The following is a 22,282-nucleotide window of genomic DNA, read 5'->3' as shown; positions in this document are numbered from 1 at the left end:
GGGCTCACGGCACGAACCGGTAGCCGATGCCGGCCTCGGTGACGAGGTGGCGCGGCATCGAGGCATCGGCCTCGATCTTCTTGCGCAGGTTCGCCATGTGAACGCGCACGTAGTGGGTGTCCTCGGCATGGCCTGGGCCCCACACGGCCTTGAGCAGCTGCCGATGGGTGATCACGCGGTCGGGCTGCGCGGTCAGGTAGGTCAGCAGCCGGTACTCGATGGGCGTCAGGTGCAAGGCCTGCCCGGCGCGCTCCACGCTGCGGCGGGCCAGGTCGATGCGCACGTCGCCGAAGTCGACCAGAGGCTCGCCGGCGGGTGTTTGCTGGCTGTGGCGGCGCAACTGCGCCCGCACCCGCGCCAGCAGCTCGCCGGCGCCGAAGGGCTTGACCAGGTAGTCGTCGGCGCCGGCATCGAGCGCCGCGATCTTGTCGGCCTCGCTGCTGCGCGCCGACAGCACGATCACCGGCACCGACGACCAGCCGCGCAGGTCGCGGATGAAGTCCACGCCGTCGCCATCGGGCAGGCCGAGGTCGAGCACCACCACGTCCGGTCGGCGCGTGCCGGCGTCGATCAGCGCGCGCTTGACGCCGTCGGCCTCGAACACCTCGTGGCCTTCGGATTCGAGCGCCAGCCGGACGAAGCGCCGGATGTCGGCCTCGTCTTCGACGATCAGGACGCGCATGGGGTGGTCGCTCATGACGAGGCGGGCGCGGTGGCCAGGGCGTGCATGGCGCCATCATCGCTCGGCGGCTCGCCACGCGGCAACGTGACGACGAAGCGCGCGCCGCCATCGGGGCGTGTCTGGCCGCGGATTTCGCCGCCATGGGCGCGCAGGATCGCCCGGCAGATCGCGAGCCCCAGGCCCACGCCAGGGGTGGCGCTCTCTTTGCGCCCGCGCTCGAACTTCTCGAAGATGGCCTCTTCGCGGCCCTGCGGCAGGCCGGGGCCATGGTCGTCGAGCCACAGCTCGACCGCGGCGTCGTTGGCCTGCGCGCTGATCTCGATCGGCGAGCCCGGCGGCGTGTACTTGACGGCGTTTTCCAGCAGGTTGACCAGCACGCGCTCGATCAGCGAGGCGTCCAGGTGCAGCAGCGGCAGATCGTCCGCCAGCTTCACCTGCACCGGCCGGCCGGCCAGCGTGGTGCTGCTGGCGGCGAGTGCACTGCCCACCACCTCTTCGAGCGGCTGCCATTGCAGGTTGAGCTGCACCGCGCCCGATTCCAGCCGGGCCATGTCCAGCAGGTTGGCCACCAGGGCGTTCATCCGCAACGCCGATTGGCGCATCGACTCGGCGATCTCGTGCTGCTGGCCGCTCAGCGGCGGGCGGGTCAGCGCCAGCGAGTCGGCCAGGCCCACCATCGCCGCCAGCGGCGTGCGCAGGTCATGCGAGATCGCCGACAGCAGCGAATTGCGCAGGCGCTCCGATTCCATCTGCAGCGTGGTCGACTGCGCCACCTCGATGTAGTGGATGCGCTCGAGCGAGATCGCGATCAGCGAGGCGCAGGTGTCGAGCACACGCCGCTGCTCGGGCCCCCACAGCCGCGCATCGGCCGGCTCGATGGCCAGCACGCCGCGCAGTCGCATCGGGGCCTTCAGCGGCAGCACCAGGCAGGCGCTGGCCGGCAGGGTGTCGGTGCCGCGGCCGGCCGGCTCGCCGCGGTCGTAGGCCCATTGCGCCACCCCCATGTCGACCGACGCGGTGGCGCCCTGCGCCAACTGCAGCCGGTCGTCGGTGTCCGCCACCAGCAGGGCGCTCTTGGCGCCGAACTCGGCCAGCAGGAAGCGGGCGCCGATCTCGGCCACCTGATCGGTCAGCAATGCGCCCGACAGGTCTCGCGACATCTCGTACAGCCCCCGCACCCGTTGCTCGCGCTGGGTGGCGGCCTCGGCCTGGACCTTGAGGCCCGCGGTGAGCTGGCCCACCACCAGCGCGACCACCAACATCACGCCGAAGGTGACCAGGTACTGCGCGTCGCTGACGGCGAAGGTGAAGCGCGGCGGAACGAAGAACAGGTCGAACAGGCCGACGCCGACAAAGGCCGCCAGCACGGCCGGCCCGCGCCCCCACAACAGCGCCACGCCGACCACCGCGAGCAGGAACAGCATCACGATGTTGGTCAGCTCCAGCACACCCAGCAAGGGCGTGGCGGCCACGGCGACACCGCTGCAGGCCAGCACCGCGGCCACATACCCGATCCAGCGGTGGCCTTGCGCCTCGGGCGTGCCCGCCGGTGGCGCGGCCGAGCCTCGACGGGCCGCCGACACTGCCGGCAAGGCGACCTGAAGCACGTCCAGGTCGTCGCCGCGGGCCGCCACCGCGTCGGCCAGCGATTGTTGCCACGGCCAGTGCCAACGCTTCTCGCGTCGCCCGACCACCAGCCGGGCGAGGTTGTGTTCGCGCGCGTAGCGCACCAGCGCGGGCCCGACCTCGGGCGCCGCCAGCGTGGCGGTGTTGGCGCCGAGTTCCTGGGCCAGGTTCAGCACCCGCAGCACGTGTTGGCGCTCGGCCTCGGGCAGCTGCTGCAGGGCCGGCGTCTCGACATGCACGGCGTGCCAGCCGACATCCAGCTGCGCGGCCATCCGTGCGCAGCTGCGAACGACTTTCTCACCGTGTTCGCCAGGCCCCACGCAGGCCAGCATGGCCTCGCGGGTGGGCCAGACACGGGCGGTCGTGCTCTGGCGCCGGTAGGCCTGCATCTCGCCGTCGACGCGGTCGGCGGTGCGGCGCAACGCCAGCTCGCGCAGGGCCAGCAGGTTGCCCTTGCGAAAGAAGTTCTTCGTCGCGCGCTCGGCCTGCTGCTCGATGTAGACCTTGCCTGCGGCCAGCCGTTGCAGCAGTTCGTCCGGCGGTAGATCGACGACGACGACCTCGTCGGCCTCGTCGAAGATCCTGTCGGGCACGGTCTCCCAGACGCGGATGCCGGTGATGCCGCTGACGATGTCGTTCAGGCTCTCCAGGTGCTGCACGTTCATCGTCGACCAGACGTCGACGCCCCGGTCCAGCAGCTCTTCCACGTCCTGCCAGCGCTTGGGGTGGCGCGAGCCGGGGGCGTTGCTGTGGGCCAGTTCGTCCAGCAGCACCAGCGCGTCGGGGTGGCCCTTGGCCCAGTCCAGCGCGCCGTCGAGGTCGAACTCGCGCAGCACGCGGTCGCGGTAGGACACCTCTTTGCGCGGCAACAGCGGCAGGTCGCGCGCCATCGCCTCGGTGTCCACCCGGCCGTGGGTCTCGACGATGCCGACGATCAACCGGGCGCCCTGGGCCTGGGCGGCCCTGGCCGCGTTGAGCATCGCGTAGGTCTTGCCGACCCCGGCCGACGCGCCGAAGAAGATCTTCAGCCGGCCGCGTTGGGCACGCGCTTCTTCGGCCTGCACACGTTGCAGCAGGGCATCGGGGTCGGGGCGCTCAGTGGTCATCGTGCGCAGCCCTCGGGCGACAGTGTTTTCATTCCGGTCACAACCAGCCGGCGCGGCGGAAGCGCCACCACAGCACGCCGGCGGCGGTGCAGATCATGCCCAGGGCCATCGGGTAGCCGTAGGCCCACTTCAGCTCGGGCATGTGCTCGAAGTTCATGCCCCAGATGCCGGCCAGGGCGGTCGATACGCCGAAGATCGCCGCCCAGGCCGCCAGCCGCTTGGTGGTCTCGCTTTCCTCGATCGTGACCATCGACAGGTTGACCTGGATCGCCGTGCCGATGGTGTCGCGAATCGCGTCGATCGAGGCATTGATGCGCGCCAGGTGGTCGTGCACGTCGCGGAAGTAGTCTTGCGTCTGCACGCACACCGCCGGCACGCGGCCGCCGTGCAGCTTGGCCGACGCTTCGAGCAGCGGCGCGACCGCGTGGCGCAGCACGGTGGCGCGGCGCTTGAGCACGTACAGCCGCTCGATGTTCCAGCGGGCCGAACCGCGGTCGAAGATCTGCGCCTCGATGCCTTCCAGCTCGGTCTCGATCGCGTCGAGCAGCGGAAAGTAGCGGTCCACCACCGCATCCATCAGCGCGTAGAAGACGAAGCCGGCGCCGTGGCGCAGCAAATGCGGCTCGAGCTCGCAGCGCTCGCGCACGCCCAGGAAATGCTGGCTGCTGTGGTTGCGCACCGAGAGCACGAAGTTCGGGCCGACGAAGACATCGACCTCGCCCGGGCGCAGCTCGCCTTGCTCGACCTCGATCAGTTGCATCACGGCGAACAGGACGTGGCCATACTCTTCGAGCTTGGGGCGTTGATGGCCGTTGCGCGCGTCCTCGATCGCCAGGTCGTGCAGGTCGAATTCGCGCTGCATCTGGGTCAACTCGTCGTCGGTCGCGTCGCGCAGGGCGACCCACACGAAACAGCCAGGGCGCTGGAGGTAGTCGCTGATGTCTTCGACCGCCAGGTCGGCGAGCTTGCGACCGTCTTCGTAGGCAACGCAGTTGATCAGCATGGGGCCTCGTCGGGTTCAGCTGCGCATCTTGTCATTCTTCGCAGCGGCGAAGGCCCAGGCACAGAACCCTGGCACCTCAAGGCTTGGCCGCAAGCGCGTCGAGCGCGAGGTTCAGCATCAGCACGTTGACCCGCGGCTCGCCGATGAAGCCGAGCCAGGCGCCTTCGGTGTGCTGGTCGACGATGGCGCGCACCTGCTCTTCAGGCAGGCCGCGCGCCTTGGCCACGCGGGCCAGCTGGTAGTCGGCCGCGGCGCGGCTGATGTGCGGGTCGAAACCGCTGGCCGAGGTGGTGACCAGGTCGACCGGCACCGGCGCGGTGTTGCCGGGGTCGGCCGCGCGCAGGGCATCGACGCGGCCCTTGACCGCTTCGACGAGTGCCGGGTTCAACGGGCCGGCTTGGGTGCCCATCGAGTTGGCGGCGTTGTAGGCCATCGGCGTGGTGGCCGACGGGCGGCTCCAGAAGTGCTTCGGGTCGCTGAAGGCCTGGCCGATCAGGCGCGAGCCGACCGGCTGGCCCTCTCGCAGGATCAGGCTGCCGTTGGCGGCGTCGGGGAAGGCGACCTGCGCCACGCCGGTGGTCAACAGCGGGTAGGCCAGGCCGGTGACGACCGAGAGCACGACGAACAGCGTGATCGCCGGGCGCAGCAGGCCTTCGGAGGTGGTGGCGTGCGACGTCGCGGCCACGGTGGTAGAGACAGTCATGAAGAACTCCTTGTGCCTCAGGCCATGCCCATGGCGGCCACGGCCATGTCGATCAGCTTGATGCCGATGAACGGAACGATCACACCGCCCAGGCCATAGATCAGCAGGTTGCGGCGCAGCAGCGAGGCGGCACCCACGGCGCGGTAGGCCACGCCCTTGAGCGCCAGCGGGATCAGGAAGACGATGATCAGCGCGTTGAAGATCACCGCCGACAAGATCGCCGAGGTCGGGCTGGCCAGCCCCATCACGTTCAGCGCCGCCAGCTGCGGGTAGGTGGTCACGAAGGCCGCCGGGATGATCGCGAAGTACTTGGCGATGTCGTTGGCGATCGAGAAGGTCGTCAGCGAGCCGCGTGTCATCAGCATCTGCTTGCCGGTCTCGACGATCTCGATCAGCTTGGTCGGGTTGCTGTCGAGGTCGACCATGTTGCCTGCCTCCTTCGCCGCCTGGGTGCCGGTGTTCATCGCCACCGCCACGTCGGCTTGTGCCAGCGCCGGGGCGTCGTTGGTGCCGTCGCCGGTCATCGCGACCAGCCGGCCGGCCGTCTGGTGCTCGCGAATCAGCTTCAGCTTGGCCTCCGGCGTGGCCTCGGCCAGGAAGTCGTCGACACCCGCCTCGGCCGCGATGGCGGCCGCGGTGAGCCGGTTGTCACCGGTCACCATCACCGTCTTGATGCCCATGCGGCGCAGCTCGGCGAAGCGCTCCTTGATGCCACCCTTGACGATGTCCTTCAGCTCGACCACGCCGAGCACCTTGGTGCCGTCGGAAACCACCAGCGGCGTGCTGCCGCGGCGGGCCACGTCGTCGACCTGTGTCTGCAGCGCGGCCGGGAAGCTGCCGCCGAGCGCCTCGATGTGCTTGCGCACGGCCTCGGCAGCACCCTTGCGCACCAGGCGCCCTTCGGGCAGGTCGACACCACTCATCCGGGTCTGGGCGGTGAAATGCACGAAGTGGGCGTTCAGCGCCGCCAGGTCACGCTCGCGCAGGTTGAACTTCTGCTTGGCCAGCACGACGATGCTGCGGCCTTCGGGCGTTTCGTCGGCCAGCGAGGCGAGCTGGGCCGCATCGGCCAGTTCGGCTTCTTTCACGCCGGGCGCCGGCATGAACGCACTGGCCTGGCGATTGCCGAGGGTGATGGTGCCGGTCTTGTCCAGCAGCAGCACGTCGACATCGCCGGCGGCCTCGACCGCGCGGCCCGAGGTGGCGATCACATTGGCCTGCATCATCCGGCTCATGCCGGCCACGCCGATGGCCGACAGCAGGCCGGCGATCGTGGTCGGGATCAGGCAGACCAGCAGCGCGATCAGCACCACCAGGCTCACCGGCGTGCCCGAGCCGGCCACGTCGACCCCGAACTGCGAGAACGGCAGCAGCGTGACGACGACACCGAGGAACACGATCGTCAGCGCGACCAGCAGAATGGTCAGCGCGATCTCGTTGGGCGTCTTCTGGCGCTTGGCGTTCTCGACCATCGCGATCATCCGGTCGACGAAGGTCTCGCCGGGGTTGACCGTGACGCGCGCGATGATCCAGTCCGACAGCACGCGTGTGCCGCCCGTCACCGCCGAGAAGTCGCCGCCCGATTCGCGGATCACCGGCGCCGATTCGCCGGTGATGGCGCTTTCGTCGACCGAGGCCACGCCTTCGATCACTTCGCCGTCGGCCGGCACCACGTCCTGCGCCTCGATCAGCACAATGTCGCCCTTGCGCAGGCTGTCGGCTTCCAGCGGGTGCCACTTCATCGCGGTGCGCGACGTGCCCTGGATGAAGCTGCCTTCGAGCTTCTTGGCCCAGGTCTTCTTCTTCAGCCCGCGCAGCGAGGCGGCCTGCGCCTTGCTGCGGCCTTCGGCCAGCGCCTCGGCGAAGTTGGCGAACAGCACGGTGAACCACAGCCAGATCGCGACGCCGATCGTGAACACGCTCGGCTGCTGCACGGCCAGGGCGGTGGTGAAGGCGCTGCCCACGTAGACGACGAACATCACGGGGTTGCGCCACTGGACCTGCGGGGCCAGTTTCTTGAAGGCGTCGACCAGCGCCGGCCGGGCCAGCGTCGGGTCGAACAAAGCGAGAGACTTGCGGGTCATGAATGGCTCCACAGCACCAGGTGCTCGACGACGGGGCCGAGCGCCAATGCCGGCACGTAGTTCAACAGGCCGATCAGCAGCACGGAGCCGATCAACAAAGAGACAAACAGCGGGCCATGGGTCGGCAAGGTGCCTTCAGTCGCGCCGATGCGCTTCTTCGCCGCCAGCGAGCCGGCGATGGCCAGCACCGGCACGATCACGCCGAAGCGGCCGAACCACATCGCGATGGCCAGCATCACGTTGTAGAAGGGCGTGTTGGCCGACAGGCCACCGAAGGCGCTGCCGTTGTTGTTGCCGGCCGAGCTGAACGCGTAGAGGATCTCCGAGAACCCATGCGCGCCCGGGTTGGCAACGCCCACCCGGCCGGCATCGGCCATCACGGCGACGGCAGTGCCCAGCAACACGAGCAGCGGCGTGACGAGGATGGCGATCGACACCATCTTCATCTCGTAGGCTTCGATCTTCTTGCCCAGGTATTCCGGCGTGCGGCCGATCATCAGGCCGGCGATGAAGACCGCCAGGATGGCGAACACCAGCATGCCGTACAGGCCGGCGCCGACGCCGCCGAACACCACCTCGCCCAACTGCATCAGCACCAGCGGCACGCCACCGCCCAGCGGGGTGAACGAGTCGTGCCAGCTGATGATGGCGCCGCACGACGCGGCGGTGGTGATGGTGGCGAACAGGCCGGTGGCGGCGATGCCGAAGCGGGCCTCTTTGCCTTCCATGTTGCCGCCCGGCTGGGTGGCGCTGGCGGCCTGGTCCACACCCAGTGCGGTGAACTGCGGGTTGCCCTGCTGCTCGAAGGTCATCGCCCCGATGGCGAAGACCACGAACATCACGGCCATCGCCGCATAGACCGTCCAGCCCTGGCGCTGGTCACCGACCATGCGGCCGAAGACGAAGCACAGCGCCGCGGGGATCGCGAAGATGCTGAGCATCTGCAAGAAGTTTGACAGCGGCGTCGGGTTCTCGAACGGGTGCGCCGAGTTGGCGTTGAAGAAGCCGCCACCATTGGTGCCGAGCATCTTGATCGCCAGCTGCGAGGCCACCGGGCCCATGGCCAGGGTCTGGGTTTCGCCGCTCTTGTCGACCATCACCGGCTGGCCCTTGTCGACCATCACCGGCTGGCCCTTGTCGTCCTTCACCGGCTGGCCGTCGGCCCCCAGTTGCGGCTCTTGCCAGGTCACCGGCTCGACGGTCTTCACGTCGGTGTAGCTGGAGAAGTTCTGGACCACGCCCAGGCTGGTCAGCACCAGCGCGAAGACAAAGCACAGCGGCAGCAGCACCCACAAGGTGGCACGGGTCAGGTCGACCCACACGTTGCCGATGGCGCTGGCCGAATGGCGGGCGAAGCCGCGCACCAGCGCAATGACCACCACGATGCCGGTGGCGGCGGACAGGAAGTTCTGCACCGTCAGACCCAGCATCTGGGTCAGGTAGCTCATCGTGGTTTCACCACCGTAGCCCTGCCAGTTGGTGTTGGTGACGAAGCTGATGGCCGTGTTGAAGGCCGAGTCCGGCGTCACGGCGCCCATGGCTTGCGGGTTCAACGGCAGCACGCCTTGCAGACGCTGCAACGCATACACCGCGACCACCCCCAGGCCATTGAAGATCAGCAGCCCGGTGGCATACCGCAGCCAGCCCGACTCGTGCTCGGGCCTGATGCCGGCCAGGCGGAACAACGGGGTCTCGACTTTGCGGCCGAGGGCAAAGCGCCCGGCCATCACCGCGTCGATCATGCGAGCCAGCGGCCAGGCGATGGCGACCAGCACCACCATGAAGGCCACCAGCAGAAACCATGCTGAGGGGGTCATGAGAAGTCCTCCGGCCGCAGAAGCACGGCCACGAGGTAGACGAACAGGCCGGCCGCCAGAAGGCCGGCGACGATGGTCCACGCGCTCATCGCTGGTCCTCCCGCGTGCGAATGCGGTCGCAGCCGCGGGCAAGGCCCCAGATGGCCAGCCAGAAGACGGCGGCCAGGCCCAGGTATGTGATGTCCATGACACCCTCCGTGTAGATGCAGGGATCGTAGGAATCCCGGCGTCAAGAGGGGCTCAAGACTGCTGCGGCAGGCATCAAGAAGGTATCAAGACGCGAGCGGGCAGGGCGCCGCTGGGCGGAGCGCAACGACCAAGCCGTGCGATCGGGCGACCGCACCTCGCCGACGCGATGGCGCCGGCTCAACTACGCCTGCGCCATCGGCGCAGCAGGGCGCTTCAGGCGGCGACCGGCGTGGCCATGAAGGCCCGCGGCACGCCGTGGTGCGTGCCCTGGCCGACGATCTGGCCGAGGTTGTTGATGTCGACCGCCTTGTTCAGCACCCAACCGTCGTGGTCGCCGTCGATCAGGCGGTTCAGGTCGACCATCGTGCCGTCTTGCCAGACGAAGGCGTGCGGCTGGCGCGGGCTGGCGCTCTCGACGATGGCCGACGTGCCGACGACGATGCCGGCGTCGTTCAGCGCGCGCGGCAGCAGGCTTTGCCGCGGCCCCGGCAACTGGCCGAGGTCGATCGCCACGCCGTTGTGCCACAGGTAGCCGCGGCCGATGCGGTCGTCGTCGGCCGGCCGGTAGCGGCCGCAGACCTGGCCGGCGCTGTTGATGCACAGCGCCTCGTGCTCGGTCGAGTCGAACACCTCGAGCCTGGCGGCCGCGCCGTCGCGGTAGATGAACGACACGGTCTGCTGCTTCTTCTGCTGGCTGACACCGACCACGACGCCGGCCTGGTTGATCGCGTTGGCCTGAACGATCACCAGGCCGGTTTCGGCGCTCAGGTCGATCATCTGGCCATCGCGCCACAACACGCCCGAGCCGGGGTACATGAAGCCGGTCACGACGCCGGCGTCGTTGATGTCGGTGGTGAAGGTGCTGTCGCGGCTGTTGTGCTTGCTGAAGTATTGGCGCGTGCCGCCTTGCCAGACCCACGCGCTTTGCAGGTAGCTCAGGTCGGCGTTGTTGGTGTCGTGGCCGCGGCGGACGACACGCTGTGCCGCTCCATGCGCAGGCCGCGCATGTGGCCGGCCTCGGAGATGAAGGCCACGCCCTTGTTGTCGCCCGCATGCCGGGTGGCGGTGCCCACGGCCACGCCGCTGTCGTTGAGGCCGTTGACGAGGATGGTCGGGCCGCCCAGGTCGCCGAGGTCGGTGATGCGGTAGCGCGGCCAGGCCGCTGCGGCGCGGGCCGGCAGGCCGGCGGTGGCCAGCGTGGCGCCCAGGCCCTGGGCCAGAAACTCGCGGCGGCCGATTGGCGATGACGACATGAAGATGCCCTCCGTGATGGGTGATCGGCAATGGTGCCGAGTTTCGCCGAAACCGCCGGCCGGGGCCTGCCCACCCTGCGCGGGCTGCGCCGGTGCCAGACAATCGAGGGTTTGCCCGCCGATGCCCGGCGGCGTTTTCTGGCTGTTTTTCCTGGCTGTACCTGCATGATGTCGATCCACCTGTTCGGGCGCGTTGCCGCCCTGGGGCTGCTGAGCCTCGCGAGCCTGCTGCCCACCCCGGCCGATGCCGAAACCACCGCCGTGACGGGCGCCGGCTCGTCGGCGGCCGCGCCGGTCTACAAGGCCTGGGCGACCGAATACGCCAAGCAGCATGGCGACGCGCTGGACTACGCGCCGGTGGGCTCGGGCGCCGGCATGGCGAAGATCCGCGCCGGCGAGGTCGACTTCGGCAGCTCCGACGTGATCGCGGCCCCGAAAGAGCTCGACAAGGACGGCCTGGTGATGTTTCCGACCGTCATCACCGGCGTGGTGCCGGTGGTCAACCTGCCGCGTGTCGGCGCCAACGCCTTGCGCCTGAACGGCGAGGTGCTGGCGCAGATCTTCCTCGGCGAGATCACGCAGTGGGACGCGGCGCCGATCAAGGCGCTGAACCCCGAGCTGAAGCTGCCCAACCTGCCGATCCGCCGTGTCGTGCGCGCCGATGGCTCGGGCACCACGTTTCACTTCACCGACTACCTGAGCCGCGTCAGCCCGCCCTGGAAGCAGCGCCACGGTGCCGCCAGCAAGCTCGACTGGGCCGGCGAGGTGCTGGCGGTCAAGGGCAGCGCCGAGGTTTCGAAGGCGGTGCGCGCCACCACCGGCGCGATCGGCTACATCGACTACAACTACGTGCAGTCCGACGGCCTGGCCGGCGTGGCGATGAAGAACGCCGATGGCCAGTTCGTCGTCGCCAGCGTCGAGAGCTTTCGCGAGGCGGTGACGCGCAGTGCCTGGTTCAGCCAGGGCGATTTCTCGGCGTCGATCTGCGACGGCCCCGGCGCCAAGACCTGGCCGCTGACGATGGGCACCTACATCGCGCTGCCCCGCGTCTCGAAGAGCAGCGAGCGCACCGAGCGCACGCTGCGCTTCATCGTCTGGTCTTACCTGCGTGGCGACGCGCTGGCCCGCGAGGCGCGCTTCGTGCCGCTGCCGGCCAAGGTGCAGGCCAGTGCCTACAAGGAGATCTCCAAGGTCTCGACCGCCAGCGGCGAATCGCTCGGCGTGAAGGTGCTGAACGCGCTGATCAAGTGACACGACGGCGTCGGCGGCCATGCGCCGCCCGGCGCTCCGGGCGGGCGCGTTCTGTCACACAAGCGCATTGAAATGGCGGGCCATGCCGTTGCCCGCCCCTCGACCCGCCCCTGATTTCCCGCCGGGCTTTCGCTGGCTGATCGCGGCGCAGTTCTCGTCCGCGCTGGCCGACAACGCGCTGTTGATCGTCACCATCGCGTTGTTACAAGAGCAGGGCCTGCCAGGCTGGTGGGCGCCGCTGCTGAAGTTTGGCTTCACGGTCTCGTATGTGCTGCTGGCGCCGTTCGTCGGGCCGCTGGCCGATGCGTTTGCCAAGGCGCGGCTGATGGCCTGCATGAACGCGGTCAAGGCGCTCGGCGTGCTGGCGCTGCTGGCCGGCGTGCAGCCGGTGCTGGCGTTCGTCGTCGTCGGCTTCGGCGCGGCGGCCTATGCGCCGTGCAAGTACGGGTTGATCACCGAGCTGGTGCCCATGCACCGGCTGGTGGCCGCCAACGGCTGGCTCGAGGTGTCGGTGGTCGGCGCGGCGTTGCTCGGCACCGTGCTCGGCGGCGTGCTGGTCAGCCCGTGGTGGCTCGGCGCGGCCTGGCTGCAGGCCATCAGCCAGGCGCTGGCCGCCTGGCCCGTGGTGGCCGACGGCAGTGCGCTCGCTGCCTCGCTGGCGCTGCTGCTGGCCCTGTATGGGCTGGCCGGCTTGTTCAACGTCGGCGTGCCCGACAGCGGCGCGCGCTACCCGGCCAGCCAGATCCACCCGGTGGCGTTGGTGCGCGCCTTCTGGCGCGACCACAAGACGCTGTGGCGCGACCGCGATGGTGGCCTGTCGCTGGCGGTGACGACGATCTTCTGGGGTGTGGGCGCGACGCTGCAGTTCGCGGTGCTGCGCTGGGCGGTCGATGAGCTGGGCCTGTCGCTGGGCCAGGCCGCCTACCTGCAGGCGGCGGTGGCGGTGGGGGTGGTGGCGGGCGCCACGGCCGCGGGGCGCTGGGTGCCCTTGTCGCGGGCCCGGCGCATGCTGCCGGCCGGCGTGGTGCTGGGCCTGATGATGCCGGTGGTGGCCAGTGCCGGTGCCCTGAGCCTGGCGGTGCCGCTGCTGGCCATCGTCGGTATCGTCGGCGGGCTGATGGTGGTGCCGTTGAACGCACTGCTGCAACACCGCGGCCACCAGCTGCTGAGCGCCGGCCGCTCGATCGCGGTGCAGGGCTGCAGCGAGAACGCCAGCATCCTGGCGATGCTGGCGGGCTACGCGGCGATGATCGCGCTCGATGTGCCGATCGTGCCGCTGATGTGGGGTTTCGGCCTGGCCATCGCCGCGGCGATGGCCTTGTTGATGGCCCGGGTGAAGACGACCGGCCTGCGCTGACGGAGCTGTCAGCCCCTCAGGCCAGCGGCGTCTGCATCACCTCGTCGACCAGCGGCATCGCAGCGCCGTGCTCGGCACCGTGCATCACGTGCAGCAGCACGGCCTCGAAGCGCGCGACCACGCCGTCCCAGCCCAGGCGCATCGCGGCGTCGCGGGCCGCCCGGCCCATGGCTTCGCGGCTGGCGCGCTGGGTGGCGGTGGCCACCGCCTCGCGCACGAAGGCGCTGTTGTCACCCATGCGCACGAGCACGCCGTTGCGGCCATGCTGGATGATCTGCGACGCGGCGGCGTAGTCGAAGGCCACCACCGGCAGCCCGCTGGCCATCGCCTCGGGCGTCACGTTGCCGAAGGTCTCGGTCAGGCTGGGAAAGAGAAACAGGTCCAGCGACGCGTAGTGCGCCGACAGTGCGTGGCCCACCTGCTGGCCGGCGAACACCGCGTCGGGCCAGCGCGCCTGCAGCTCGGCCCGCAGCGGGCCTTCGCCGACGATCACCAGCCTGGCCCGCGCATCGAAGCGGCGGATGGCCTCGAAGGCCTCGCTCAGCGTGGCCAGGTTCTTCTCGGCCGCCAGCCGGCCGACACAGCCGACCACCAGGTCGCCCGGCTCGGCGCCCCAGCTGCGGCGCAGCTCGTCGCTGCGAAAGCCGGGGTGGAAACGCTCGGTGTCGACGCCGCGCTTGACCACGCTCACGTGGCGAAAGCCGGCGGTCTCGAGGTCGCGCCGCAGCGCCTCGGTCGGCACCATCGTGGCCTGGGTGCGGTTATGGAACTTGCGCAGGTAGGCCATGATCGGCCGGTGCAGCCAGCCCACGCCGTAGTGCTTGCTGTAGGCGTGGAAGTTGGTGCGAAAGTCCGAGCACACCGGCAGCTTCAGGTGCAGCGCCGCCTGCAGCGCCGACCAGCCCAGCGGCCCTTCGGTGGCGATGTGCACCACGTCGGGCCGGTGGGTCGACCACAGCTTGACCAGCGCGCGCTTGGACGGCACGCCCATGCGCAGGTTCGGGTACTTGGGGATCGGCAGCCCGCGCATCAACACTTCATGGAAGCCGGGCTGCTGCTCGGCCGCCTGGCTGGTGGCCTGGCGCGGCCGGATCAGCTGAACATCGTGGTTACGCCGGTGCAGGCCCTCGACGAAGCGGGCCATCGTGGTGGCCACGCCGTTGACCTCGGGTGGGTAGGTCTCGGTCACGCAGGCGATGCGCAGCGAGCGGCGTGGCGCCGCGATGCTGTCGACAACGATGCCGTGGTTCTCGGTCCGGGGCGTGGTCGGCTTCATGCCGGGCATCGTGCCCGGCTTGCACAACAGTTCGATGACAGCGGGGCCGGCACACGCGCCGTCACGGTCATTTCACATCCGGTGGTCACCATCGTGTCATGCCACCGCCGGCATTCGATGCAGGCCGCGGCCCGCTTCCCCACCCGCACCGAGGTTCTCACCGTGAATGCCTTCCTGAAAGAGCTGGCCACCCAGCGCTGGGACGATCACCGCTACTACCACCACAGCCGCATCAACCAGAGCCTGCACCTGGTCAGCGCGATCAGCTTCGTCGTGGCCTATGGCCTGCTGTTCGTCGAGCCGGCGTATGCGGCCATCCTGGCCTGGTGCGTGTCGATGACGACCCGGCAGGCCGGCCACTTCTTCTTCGAGCCGCGCGGCTACGACGAGGTCAACCAGGCCACCGACGACTACAAGGAGCAGATCAAGGTCGGCTACAACATCCGCCGCAAGATCGTGCTGATGAGCGCCTGGGTCGCGCTGCCGCTGCTGCTGTGGCTGCAGCCCAGCCTGTTCGGGCTGATCGAGCCGGCGGTGGGTTGGCAAGGCTACGTGCACGACGTGGGCCTGGCCTGGCTGTTTCTCGGCGTCAGCGGGCTGTTGTTTCGCGTGGCCCAGCTGACCTGGCAACAAAGCCTGGGCACCGGCCTGGTCTGGATGAGCAAGATCCTGACCGACCCGTTCCACGACATCTGGCTGTACCACAAGGCGCCGCTGCACCTGCTGCGCGGCGAGCTGATCGACCCGATGCATCACGTGCAATCTCATTGACCACCGCGGGCCGATGCCCGGCCCGCGGAGCGGCCTCAGCCGAGGCCGAAACGGCGGCTCACCATCTCTCGCAAGATCCCGCGCTTGATGCTCCGGTTGCTCTGCGCCGGGTCCGTCCACCACCAGCCATCGGCCTGCATCGCCTGGCCTGCGGCGACCAGGCGCTCCAGCACGGCGTCGACTTCGGCGTCGCCGTAGTTCAGGCTGAAGATCAGGCGACCCGTGCCCACCCAGCTCAAGGCCAGGCCATGCAGCCGCAGGTAGAACTGCAGCATCCAGTTGTAGCGCGACGGCTCGGTGTAGGTCACCGTCCAGATCGACGACAGGTTCGCCACCCGCACCGGCAGGCCGGCGGCGGCCAGGCGCTGGTTGAAGCGTGCGGCGCGTTGGTTCCAGCGCTCGTCGAGTCCGTCGTACAAGGCCTGCACGTCGGGCCTTGCCAAGCGGTCGAGAAAGGCCTTCATCGCGCAGACCACGTAGGGGTGCGCATTGAAGGTGCCGCGGGCAAAGCAGATGTCGGCGGGCCGGTCGGCGCGAAAGCGTTGCATCAACGCCTGCCGGCCGCAGACCACGCCGACCGGCAGGCCGCCGCCGAGCGTCTTGCCGTAGGTGACCAGGTCGGCCTGCACGCCGAAGTATTGCTGCGCGCCGCCGGGGGCCAGGCGAAAGCCGACGAAGACCTCGTCGAAGATCAGCGCGATGCCGCGCTCGGTGCAGACGGCGCGCAGCTTCTTCAGCCAGGCGGTGTAGGCGGCGCGGTCGAAGTGCGCGCCGCGGCTCGAATCGACCAGCGACGAATCGCCCGGCGCGCCCTTGTTCGGGTGCAGCGCCTGCAGCGGGTTGACCAGCACGCAGGCGATGTCGGTGCGTGTGCGCAGCACCTGCAGGCTGCGCTCGTCCATGTCCTCCAGCGTGTAGGTGTCGCGGGGCGGCACCGGGTTGCCGGGGCCGGGCTGCACGTCTTCCCACCAGCCGTGGTAGGCGCCGCAAAAGCGCACCAGGTGGCTGCGCCGGGTGTGGTAACGCGCCAGCCGCACGGCCTGCATGACCGCTTCGGTGCCGGACATGTGGAACGACACCGCGTCGTGGCCCGAGATCTCTTTCAGCCGCTGCACCACGCCCAGCAAGGCCGGGTGGTAGGCGCCGAGCACCGGCCCCAGCGCACGCGCCTCGGCCTCGGCCTCGGCGATGCACTGCTTGTAGACGTCGTAGCCGAGCAGGTTGACGCCGTACGAGCCGGTGAGGTCGTAGAAGTCGTTGCCGTCCAGGTCTTCGACCGTCACGCCGGACGAGGCCTGCAGCACGCTGCCCACGCCCAGGTGCTGGCGCAGGTAGGGGCTGTACTGGAACGGCACGCGGTAGGCGCCGGTGAACTGCAGGTCGGGCAGCGATGGGCGCAGCTCGGCGGTGGCCGCGGCGCTGCGCGGGTAGCGCTCGGCGTAGGCCGTGGCCAGCCGCGCGAAGCCGGCGCGGCGGCGCGCCTGCCAGCCGGGCGGGGCGCCGTCGGAGCCGAAGAAGCCCGCCTCGTCGTAGGCGTAGCCGGGGATCAACGACGCGACGCGCTTGGCCATGCGCGAGTGGCCGGTGAGCGAGCGGTGCTTGGCGCGCGAAAGCTGCAGCCGCCGCCGCGCGCGCGGCAGCGCCCAGCCGAGTGCGCCCAGCAGCAGCGCGGGCCATGCGAGGGAGGCCAGGGTGTCGTCCATGTGTCGCCTGCAAGAAAACGATGTGCCGATCAGACCGCTTTCCATTGACACGACGATGAAACTGCTCAACCTGCAACGCCTGGTCCAGCACGAGGACCTGAATTTCCTGCTCACCAACCGGGTGCCGCGCATCGCTCTGACACGCTTCATGGGCTGGTTCAGCCAGATCCGCAGCCCGCTGCTGTGCCGGCTGTCGATCGCCGTCTGGCGCCTGTTCACCGACCTGGACCTCAGCGAGTCCAAGCAGCAGCGTTTCGCCAGCCTGCACGAGTGCTTCATCCGCGAGCTGAAGCCAGGCGCACGCACGATCGACCCCGACCCCGCCGTGCTGAGCAGCCCGTGCGACGCGATCGTCGGTGCGTGTGGCCCGGTGGCCGGCACCACGGTGTTCCAGGCCAAGGGCTTCCCGTACCAGCTGCGCGACCTGTTCGGCCCGAGCCAGGACACGTCAGCGTTTCACGACGGCCTGTACGTGACGCTGCGGCTGACCTCGGCGATGTACCACCGCTTTCATGCGCCGGCCGATGCCGAGGTGCAGCACGTGACGCACCTGTCGGGCGACACCTGGAACGTCAACCCGATCGCGTTGCAGCGGGTCGAGCGCCTGTTCTGCCGCAACGAGCGCGCGGTGCTGCGCATGACGCTGGCCGAAGGTGGCCACCCGCTGGCGCTGGTGCCGGTGGCGGCGATCCTGGTGGCGAGCCTGCGGCTGCACTTCGTCAACCTGCTGCTGCACCTGGGCTACCGCGGCCCCAACGAGATCAGCTGCCGGGCCGCCTGCCGCAAGGGCGACGAGCTGGGCTGGTTCCAGCACGGCTCGACCATCATCGTCTTCGCGCCGGCCGGCTTCACGCTGGCCGACGGCATCACGCCGGGCACGCGCATCCGCATGGGGCAGGCACTGATGCGGCTGCCCGCCGGGCCCGTGGCAGGCCCGGCTTGAGACCCATCTACTTGGTCAGGATCAGCTTGCCGGTGGTCGTGCGGCGCAGCCGGTAGACCTGGTCACCGTGCGAGATCAGCGCCTCGTCGGCACTGCCCAGCAACTCGTCGCTGCGCCATTGCGGCAACGGCGGCGCGGGTTCCACGCTGGGCACGGGGCTCAGGTGGGGCGGGGTTCGCGGCGCGTCCAGCGCCTGCACGGGGGTGTCCATGGTCACGGGTTCGTCCAGCAGCGGTCGGGTCGACAACGACTGGGATCGGGTACTGACCAGGGCCAGTGTCTTGCTTCGCATCGAATTCTCCTGAAGGCAAATCACCCAAGGGGGAGGAACTCGGCGGTCGTCTTGAAAGTGGTCTGAAGAGGGGATGACGGCCCGCCGACTCAAGCGGCGGGTGGCCTGTCCGGGCGCTCGGGCCCGGCCGGAATGTGCGAACTGGTGGGTGCGAAGTACTCGAAGCGCGGCGGCCCCGCGCGCGGCGGCGAGACCATCGGCGGCAGCGGCTCCAGCCACTGCGGCTCGTCCAGATGGCAACACGGGTCGTCGCCCGACGAGCCCCCATCGGTGGGGGCAGCCCCGTCGTCGTCGGGCGAGGGCGTGCCCGTGGGCGCGGCAGGTGCCGAGATGTCGCTGCCGGCGTGCGTGCCATACCAGGCCGCGGCCGCCCAGCTCCACTGGAGCGGCAGCAGCATCAGCATGCAGACAAGCACGAATCGGCGCATCGGTTGAGTGTATCGGTGGGCGGTGGTGGGCGCTGGGCGGTGGTAACGGGTGGTGGCGCTGGGCGTGCAGGATGGCGCGTCAGCCCGCCTTCGGCTTCTTGCGGCCCGGGCGCCAGAACGGCTTGGCCTTGGCCACCTGGCCCAGCGCCTTCGTGCATTGCCGCGCCGACGCCGCCTGCTGCGCCTGCAGCCAGCCGACCGCGAACCAGGCGCGCGGCTCGTCGGGCGCCACGCGGCGGTAGGCGGCCTCGGCCACGGCCTCGTCGTTGTGCTGGCCCAGCGCGTCCTGCGCGGGCCGCAGCGCGCGCAGGTAGCGCTCGGTGTCGGTGCGCCGGTACAGCGGCGCGACGAATTCGGCCAGGTAACGTAGCCGCTTCAGCCGCTTGCGCACACGGTGCTGCTCGGCCACCGGCAGCGTGTCGAAGCGCTTGGCGGCCTTGGTCACTTGCCGATGCAAATGCTGCAAGCGCTCACCGAACAGGGCCTGCGGTGCATCGCTGTCGTCCGGCTGGCTCAGCGCCCGATGCGTGAAGGCCAGCAGGCCGATCAGCGCGTGCTGGAAAGCCGCGCTGCGCACCGTGTCGGCCGGCGCCGCGGGGGCCGCCTCGGCCGCCGGCCACTGCGGCCATGGCGCGCCGGCGGCCTGCAGCCGCGCGGTGATGGCGGCGGCCACGGCCTGGTCGTCGCGGGCGGCCCCGAGCGCGGCGAATGCAGCCTCCAGCGCCTGCGCATCGGTGGCCGGCCAGTCGAAGCCCGCCGGCACCCGCAGCGCGGGCAGCTCTCGCAACGCAGTGCGCAGGCGCCGCAGGCCGATGCGCAGCTGGTGCACATGCTCGGGCGCCGGGCTGCCGGCGGCCACTTCGCTGGCGTTGGGCAGCACCTGGGCCAGGGCGCTGTTGACGATCAACGCCAGCGTGTGCGCCGCGCCGGTCTTGCGGCCGATCGCGGGTGCCTCGGCCTTCACCGGCTCGGCGTGCGCCAGCCCGCGGGCGAGCAGCAAGCCGCGCTGGGCCTTCGAGACACTGTCCAGCCACAGGCCGTGGCGCGCGCACCAAGCCTGCGCCAACTCGAACAGCGCCGCCGGCGGCCCCGACTTCAACTCGAACTCCAGCTCGCACAACGCATGCTCGGCGTCACCGGCCACGACGCGGCCCTCGTCCAACGCCAGCTCGATGCGCGCACCACCACGCGACAGCACGCGGTGCGTGCGCCAGACATCGGTGGCGTAGACCTGTTGCAACGCGGCCTCGGGCTGCGCCTGCAACAAGCGCAGCAAGGCCTGGCCGACGGCGCTGTCGCGGTGGCGCTGCACATCGAGCACCGGGCCGCCGCGGCCGCTGCCGCCCAGGGCCACGGCATGCTCTTCGCGCTCGGCCAGATGGCCGGTGCTGCCCTTGAGCGTCTGCACCCAGTCGGTGCCCTCCTGGCGCAGGCGCAGCGCCAACTGCCGCGACGCCAGCAGGCCATCGGCGGTGTCGAAATAGCGGGCCTGCAGGTGCAGCCGCTGCACCTTGCCGGCGCCCAGGGCCCGCCGCACGCCCGGCAGCGCCGAGGCCGGCACCTGGAACTTCAACTCCAACTCGGACATGCTGGCAGGGTAGCAGCTGCTGTGCCAGCAACCGGCGCCAGTGGGTTGACATGGATCAGTTGACCGGCAATGGGGGGATGGGATCGGCGCGCGGCCCGGCTCATGCACCGCTTCAGCAAAGCTTCATGGCCGCCGCCAAGAATGGCGCCTCCGGTGGCCATCAAAGATCGCGTTATGTCCGAAGACTCGACGAAGTGCGGCGGTTTGATCGACAGTGGGCGCCGCCGCGCGCTGGAGTTCGCGGGGGGCGGCCTGGTGATGGCCGGCGCCAGCCCGGTCTTGGCGGCAATGGCCAGGGCCCCGGGCGTTGGCAGCGCCGCACTCGCCATCAGCGTCGACGCTTCGGTGGCCGTGGAGCCTCTGCGCCTGTCCATCGTGGGGCTGCGCAGCATGAGCGAAACCCCGGGCTTGGCCGAATCGATCGCCGAAATGGACACGATCGGCCCCAGCGTCGTCAGCATTGGCGTCTGGTTCGACGGCCCCTTGGGCCCCACGCCCTATTCGCCGGCGGTGCAGTGGCAGGACAACTTCACGAGTGCCGCAGACGCGCCGACGACCTGGCTGACCAATTTCGAGGCGGCGCTGCACGCACGCAACGTTGCACCGCTTGTCCAAAGCACCGGTGCGCCACCGCAATACGCCGAGAGCGTGGCGGTGCGCCCGGCGATCCACCCGGCGCCGACGGACATGGCCGGCTACACGCGGTGGGCACAGAACTGGTTTGCCTCGACCCGGCACGCGCCCAGCGTGCTGGTGGTGACCAACAACGAGCCGGGGCACGCGCTGTGCGATTTCGAGATCACGAAGAACAGCAAAGGCCAGGTCATCTTGCCGGGCGAGACCTTTCCCGACTATGTGGTGCGGCGCCGTGAGGGGCGGGAAGACGCGGCCGGCTTTCAGGCCGACATGCTGGCCGGGGCGATCGACGGGCTGTCGACCAGCGGGCGGGTGGGCTTGGGCGCCTATATCGCCTCGGACCACATCAAGATCAACGGGCAGGGCATGCCCGACGGTACCCGGTCATTCTTCGATGGTGCGATCGACGCCTACCAGCTGCGGGCCTACGGCAAGCCCGCGTCCTTCATTGCCTACAACAACTTCTACGGCCGCTACGAGGTCGACATCTTTGCGCGCTGGACCAGCCGCAACAACGCATCGTTGCGGCTGCCCGCGATCTTCTGCCAGTACGCGCCGAACCGGGTTCAACTCGCGATCGATGATCCGGACGGGCCGGACGGCAGCTTGACCGGCATGGGGGCCGCCTGCGACATGCTGACCGACCTCGAACGCCTGTCGCACCAGGCTTGCGAGGCAGTCTGCCGATCGTATTGGTTGGGTGGCCCGTACGGCGTGCTGCAACAGCGGACAGACGGCAGCTTCCGCCGGCGCGAGGCCTGGCACGCGCTGGCCTTCTTCACCAGCTTGCCACCGCGGCGTGTGAGGGTGTTGGGTGATGTCCCGACGGCGCCCGACCGCGCCAGCCTCGGCGTGCACGCGGTGGCGGGCTACGGTGCAGGCGTGCTGAAGCTGCTGTTGTGGAACGACGCGACCCAGGGCCAGACGGTGACGCTCAACCTGCTGGGGCTGCCACCTGAATTTTCCCGCGCGGTGTCCAACGTGAAGGTGATGGCGGCTGGTGACGCGGCGCCGCGTGACCTCGGAGCTTGGGCGGGGTCGGTGGCCGTGCCGGGTGAGTCGATGGCGCTGTTGACTTGGAGCGTCGACTCGCCGCTGGATCCGGCGGCCCGTCGGCGGCCGCTGGGCACCGGGTGCCGTCTGCTCAGTGCACCGATGGACGTGGCGCCCAGTGTTGGCGGGTGGGCGAAGTGGGACGCCGTGCGCGGCGTGGCGCAGCTCTTCTACCAGGACAACCTGGTGCTTCGTGCCCGCGCCACCTTCGTCGGGCTGCCCAAGATCGTGTACGCCACCAGCTTCATCGACCGGCAAGCTGGCGGGCGACTTCGCGTGTGGGCCAGCTTTGCCAATGGGGCTGCCAATGTTCTGGTTCTCAACAGCGCGGTGGCCGATGTGTCGGCTGGCCAGGTCAGCGCCATCGACCTGGCCACCTTTGGCGGCGCCACGTGGGCCAGCGGCCCGAGGCAGGCGACGTTGGAGGTGGTGATCCTGGATGCGCAGCCGGGTGCGATGGCCAACGTCTGGTTCAGCGCTTCTCAGGCCGATGCGCTACGCCTGGGGCGTGGACAGTGACT

At 69.7% G+C, this 22,282-nt stretch carries 19 protein-coding genes; 5 read left to right on the top strand and 14 right to left on the bottom strand.

Going from position 1 to position 22,282, the window contains the following annotated elements; all coding sequences use genetic code 11:
• Positions 1–4: 4 nt before the first annotated feature.
• From kdpE to ACE3SG_RS26670, 9 genes are all read right to left on the bottom strand, one after another.
• On the bottom strand, positions 5–697 hold the full coding sequence (gene kdpE, locus ACE3SG_RS26710) for a two-component system response regulator KdpE (RefSeq protein ID WP_374569301.1): 693 nt from the start codon (positions 695–697) through the stop codon (positions 5–7).
• On the bottom strand, positions 694–3,414 hold the full coding sequence (gene kdpD / locus ACE3SG_RS26705; RefSeq protein WP_374569300.1) for a two-component system sensor histidine kinase KdpD: 2,721 nt from the start codon (positions 3,412–3,414) through the stop codon (positions 694–696). Before kdpD ends, kdpE begins: the two co-directional genes overlap by 4 nt.
• Before the next feature lie 37 nt (positions 3,415–3,451).
• The gene (locus ACE3SG_RS26700) at positions 3,452–4,417 is read right to left on the bottom strand and encodes a magnesium and cobalt transport protein CorA (RefSeq protein ID WP_374569299.1); all 966 of its coding nucleotides are present in this window, start codon (positions 4,415–4,417) and stop codon (positions 3,452–3,454) included.
• Between the two features lie 76 nt (positions 4,418–4,493).
• On the bottom strand, positions 4,494–5,120 hold the full coding sequence (gene kdpC / locus ACE3SG_RS26695) for a potassium-transporting ATPase subunit KdpC (protein WP_374569298.1): 627 nt from the start codon (positions 5,118–5,120) through the stop codon (positions 4,494–4,496).
• Between the two features lie 17 nt (positions 5,121–5,137).
• Positions 5,138–7,204: a potassium-transporting ATPase subunit KdpB gene (kdpB, locus tag ACE3SG_RS26690; RefSeq protein WP_374569297.1), complete on the bottom strand. Its 2,067-nt coding sequence runs from the start codon at positions 7,202–7,204 to the stop codon at positions 5,138–5,140.
• Positions 7,201–9,021, bottom strand: coding sequence for a potassium-transporting ATPase subunit KdpA (kdpA, locus tag ACE3SG_RS26685; protein WP_374569296.1), 1,821 nt, complete (start codon positions 9,019–9,021; stop codon positions 7,201–7,203). The genes kdpB and kdpA overlap by 4 nt, the downstream gene beginning before the upstream one ends.
• The gene (gene kdpF, locus ACE3SG_RS26680) at positions 9,018–9,110 is read right to left on the bottom strand and encodes a K(+)-transporting ATPase subunit F (RefSeq protein WP_374569295.1); all 93 of its coding nucleotides are present in this window, start codon (positions 9,108–9,110) and stop codon (positions 9,018–9,020) included. Before kdpF ends, kdpA begins: the two co-directional genes overlap by 4 nt.
• Before the next feature lie 313 nt (positions 9,111–9,423).
• Positions 9,424–10,038 (bottom strand): hypothetical protein, encoded by a 615-nt coding sequence (locus ACE3SG_RS26675; protein ID WP_374569293.1) that lies wholly within the window; start codon positions 10,036–10,038, stop codon positions 9,424–9,426.
• A gap of 107 nt (positions 10,039–10,145) precedes the next feature.
• Positions 10,146–10,463: a hypothetical protein gene (locus ACE3SG_RS26670; protein ID WP_374569292.1), complete on the bottom strand. Its 318-nt coding sequence runs from the start codon at positions 10,461–10,463 to the stop codon at positions 10,146–10,148.
• Positions 10,464–10,628: 165 nt separating this feature from the next.
• Here ACE3SG_RS26670 and pstS point away from each other — a divergent pair, with 165 nt between their 5' ends.
• Positions 10,629–11,714, top strand: a complete 1,086-nt coding sequence (gene pstS, locus ACE3SG_RS26665; protein WP_374569290.1) for a phosphate ABC transporter substrate-binding protein PstS — start codon at positions 10,629–10,631, stop codon at positions 11,712–11,714.
• Between the two features lie 82 nt (positions 11,715–11,796).
• Positions 11,797–13,071 carry a lysophospholipid transporter LplT gene (gene lplT, locus ACE3SG_RS26660; RefSeq protein ID WP_374569288.1) on the top strand — a complete coding sequence of 425 codons (1,275 nt, stop codon included), beginning with the start codon at positions 11,797–11,799 and terminating at the stop codon, positions 13,069–13,071.
• A 16-nt stretch (positions 13,072–13,087) separates the two neighbouring features.
• Here the strand turns inward: lplT and ACE3SG_RS26655 are convergent, their stop codons facing one another.
• Positions 13,088–14,347 carry a glycosyltransferase family 4 protein gene (locus ACE3SG_RS26655; protein WP_374569287.1) on the bottom strand — a complete coding sequence of 420 codons (1,260 nt, stop codon included), beginning with the start codon at positions 14,345–14,347 and terminating at the stop codon, positions 13,088–13,090.
• Positions 14,348–14,509: 162 nt separating this feature from the next.
• On the opposite strand from ACE3SG_RS26655, the gene ACE3SG_RS26650 reads away from it, so the two are divergent.
• Positions 14,510–15,118: a hypothetical protein gene (locus tag ACE3SG_RS26650; protein WP_374569286.1), complete on the top strand. Its 609-nt coding sequence runs from the start codon at positions 14,510–14,512 to the stop codon at positions 15,116–15,118.
• A 35-nt stretch (positions 15,119–15,153) separates the two neighbouring features.
• Here the strand turns inward: ACE3SG_RS26650 and ACE3SG_RS26645 are convergent, their stop codons facing one another.
• Positions 15,154–16,821: an aminotransferase class III-fold pyridoxal phosphate-dependent enzyme gene (locus ACE3SG_RS26645; protein ID WP_374569285.1), complete on the bottom strand. Its 1,668-nt coding sequence runs from the start codon at positions 16,819–16,821 to the stop codon at positions 15,154–15,156.
• A gap of 55 nt (positions 16,822–16,876) precedes the next feature.
• Between ACE3SG_RS26645 and asd the strand changes: the two genes are divergently transcribed.
• Positions 16,877–17,764: an archaetidylserine decarboxylase gene (gene asd / locus ACE3SG_RS26640; protein ID WP_374569284.1), complete on the top strand. Its 888-nt coding sequence runs from the start codon at positions 16,877–16,879 to the stop codon at positions 17,762–17,764.
• A 7-nt stretch (positions 17,765–17,771) separates the two neighbouring features.
• Here the strand turns inward: asd and hemP are convergent, their stop codons facing one another.
• The 3 genes from hemP to ACE3SG_RS26625 form a co-directional block, all read right to left on the bottom strand.
• Positions 17,772–18,056: a hemin uptake protein HemP gene (gene hemP, locus ACE3SG_RS26635; protein ID WP_374569283.1), complete on the bottom strand. Its 285-nt coding sequence runs from the start codon at positions 18,054–18,056 to the stop codon at positions 17,772–17,774.
• Between the two features lie 89 nt (positions 18,057–18,145).
• Positions 18,146–18,484, bottom strand: a complete 339-nt coding sequence (locus tag ACE3SG_RS26630) for a hypothetical protein (RefSeq protein WP_374569282.1) — start codon at positions 18,482–18,484, stop codon at positions 18,146–18,148.
• 79 nt (positions 18,485–18,563) lie between these two features.
• Positions 18,564–20,072: a CHAD domain-containing protein gene (locus ACE3SG_RS26625; RefSeq protein ID WP_374569281.1), complete on the bottom strand. Its 1,509-nt coding sequence runs from the start codon at positions 20,070–20,072 to the stop codon at positions 18,564–18,566.
• 174 nt (positions 20,073–20,246) lie between these two features.
• Here ACE3SG_RS26625 and ACE3SG_RS26620 point away from each other — a divergent pair, with 174 nt between their 5' ends.
• The gene (locus ACE3SG_RS26620; RefSeq protein ID WP_374569280.1) at positions 20,247–22,280 is read left to right on the top strand and encodes a hypothetical protein; all 2,034 of its coding nucleotides are present in this window, start codon (positions 20,247–20,249) and stop codon (positions 22,278–22,280) included.
• The last annotated feature ends 2 nt before the right edge of the window (positions 22,281–22,282 follow it).

The sequence above is a fragment of the Ideonella sp. genome (assembly GCF_041914305.1).
In the GTDB taxonomy this organism is placed as follows: Bacteria; Pseudomonadota; Gammaproteobacteria; order Burkholderiales; family Burkholderiaceae_C; genus Ideonella.
This window is presented reverse-complemented; position numbering and strand designations above follow the sequence as displayed.